This is a genomic window from Pantoea sp. AN62 (genome assembly GCF_050432985.1).
Taxonomy (GTDB): domain Bacteria; phylum Pseudomonadota; class Gammaproteobacteria; order Enterobacterales; family Enterobacteriaceae; genus Pantoea; species Pantoea brenneri.
In genome coordinates this window covers 1-2,555 of record NZ_JBNPYB010000043.1, presented here as the reverse complement: position 1 = coordinate 2,555, position 2,555 = coordinate 1, and the positions used below count along the sequence as shown (strand labels likewise).

The 2,555-nt window shown below is 45.1% G+C and carries 3 protein-coding genes; 2 read left to right on the top strand and 1 reads right to left on the bottom strand.

Annotated elements, in window-relative coordinates; translation table 11 throughout:
- A partial coding sequence (locus tag FHW04_RS23425; RefSeq protein ID WP_001401901.1) for an IS1 family transposase occupies positions 1 to 80 on the top strand: 80 nt, incomplete at its 5' end.
- Between the two features lie 703 nt (positions 81 to 783).
- Entirely contained in the window at positions 784 to 1,218 is a 435-nt protein-coding gene (locus tag FHW04_RS23420; RefSeq protein WP_128088316.1) for a hypothetical protein, read from the top strand.
- 746 nt (positions 1,219 to 1,964) lie between these two features.
- Here the strand turns inward: FHW04_RS23420 and FHW04_RS23415 are convergent.
- Positions 1,965 to 2,432: a hypothetical protein gene (locus FHW04_RS23415; protein ID WP_256387709.1), complete on the bottom strand. Its 468-nt coding sequence runs from the start codon at positions 2,430 to 2,432 to the stop codon at positions 1,965 to 1,967.
- Positions 2,433 to 2,555 lie beyond the last annotated feature (123 nt).

Sequence of the window (2,555 nt, the reverse complement as noted above, 5' to 3'; positions counted from 1 at the left end):
AGTCGCTGTCGTTCTCAAAATCGGTGGAGCTGCATGACAAAGTCATCGGGCATTATCTGAACATAAAACACTATCAATAAGTTGGAGTCATTACCAAAGACTTTGCGTATTATTAAACTAAATATTCGATTTATATTATGCTGAGCGATCAAGGATATTAATGGATTTATCTTATTTTTACCGGAAACCAAATCAGTTAAATAATTCTTATCTTTCAGGCGGATGGGATCATTAATATATGTAATACTTCTGGGAGATCTGATGTAAAGTAAGATTTAAGCTTGTTATTCCATTAGTTAGCGGTAATCATTCCCTCAGGCATAGCAAACGGAATTGAAGAAAATGAAGACTGGCTTTAAAGCTGGCAATTATTAGCTGAATACCCTGGCATTTTAGGGAATGCCTGAAATTTTATTAAAATAAAAAGTGCGTAAAAAATAATCGTCTTTTCTGACGTACTGGAAAATGTAAAGTTGCAGTTATAACATTTGACAAGCATTTTCTACAAAGTGTGTTTCTGGTTTTTTAAATTCCTAAGGAACTATCGACTCACTTTAAAGGATTCGTAAGCCAGCAAGAAATTACAGCTCCTGAAATATTGTGTCTTTTACGATCACAGGGCGTGGCACTACTAATTTTAGTGGGTTGGTTAATTGCCTGACTATGTGTAGTATGGAATGCGTCAAAAAAATAAGATTTTATTGCTGCACCAGGGAAATCAACGCACTACCAAATTAATCTTTTTATATTCAAGGTTACACACAGAACTTAAAGGAAATAACGGTGATAAAGTCGTATTATTACTATGCCTGTATTGATCCTTTTTTAGGGATAACCGTGCATTGCAAGGGTTGTAAAAAGCTGCGGCAAGAAGGACAAATATTCCTGGGCTCGTTTTATGAATATCATCAGGCTGCGGCCGCGGCTAAACGCCGTTACAGTGATATCAGCCAATGCCCTGACTGCTTAAAAGGGAAGCACAGCATCCCTGGACCGGTAGTTATGGTTGAAGCTGTTAAACCGAAAGCCAGACAGGAAGCCATTACCGTTAAGCCGCGTATCTGTGCTGCACCACCTTTAACGGTTAAACCTGAGAGCGAGCCTGTCAGGATGCGTCAAAAACCTGAGGCGCGTCTCTCCCCTGTGCCTGTTCCTGAGTTGAGGGCTAAAAGTAACGTCCACCGCGTACCCAGAAAGCACTCGCCGGGCAACTACTGACAACTTAACTCCTCTCAGGCTCTGCTCTCATATTAAAATTGCTCTTGCCGTTCTGCCAGGTGCAGATTCGCTGGCGTTTGAAGATAAGCGCTTTCTTCGGCCTGACGCTAACACCAGGCTCTGCCGGCGTGATGAACCACGCCATGAGTGAACTGGTTCTGACCTGTTCCCGTGCGCTACGTACAGGCGAGGTGATAAGGATTGCCGATCATGAGGGTGTGGTCAGCGGGGGGTATGCTGGCAACCAAAATCCTGCCCGAGAGAACTATGAGGTGACGGTTCCCAATGCCGTGGTGGTCAGTGGCCGAGTGGTAACGCACATGAAGAAACGGCCGTCAGCTTAACGGTAACATTGCGGCATTAGTCCCTTTCCCCGTTGTGACGCAAGCTGTTCGAACAGCAAATCAAAGAAAAACAGGTCAGCATCCTGTTTAGCTTCTGACGGCAGGGGTGGTCAGCCGGCGAGCACAACCATTTCAAATATGCATTGTTGTGAAGTCCCGTTACCGGACACCTACCGTGCTGCTCCAGACGACGCCTTTAAGCCCAGGAAGAACCTTCAGAAGTTTTGTATGTTCAGAAAACAACGCTGCAAACGGGACTTCTGGCCTTAGCCCGGATGACGGAGGAGCAGCAAAGCCAGCAAAACAGCTGCTGGCTTCGGGTTCTGTACGTTTAACGAAAGCGGTTACAGAGAGCTAAAGTAAATACGGAAAAGGACGTTTAATACCGTCATAAAGACGGACCTACAGATGCAGCCCGCCAGTCCCGAAAGCTTCACTGAATATCTTCTCCTCCGGCACGCCCAGACTGATTAAAGAGCGATATTGTTCCTGCATAAACGGAACCGGTCCGCATAAATAGTAATCAGCCTCTGCGGGCAGATATGCCGCCGGAAGAGCGTTTAAATCGAGCCTTCCCTTCACCTGATAATCTTTACCGGGGACCTCATCTTCTTTTACATTTTCATAGGCAATAAAAACGTGAAGATTATCATTCTGGCTGGCTAAGTTTTTCAGCTCCTTACGCAATGCATGCACTTCAGAACTGCGCGCCGCATGAATAAAGTATATTTCTTTTTTCAGCGTCCGGTATTCTCTGGTTCCGGCATTTATGCCTTCACGTAATGCCGGTTTAAAGTTTGGATCGGCATGCTCTGCAAGCAAATGATTAACCATAGAAATCATCGGCGTCAGCCCGACGCCTGCGCTGATGAGTACGTTGTTCGTATCCGGGTTCAGCAGGGCTTTGTTGAATAAATCGAACTTTTGCTGAGTTGAAGGATCAGATCACGCATCCTCCCGACAACACAGACCATTCCGTGGCAAAGCAAAAGT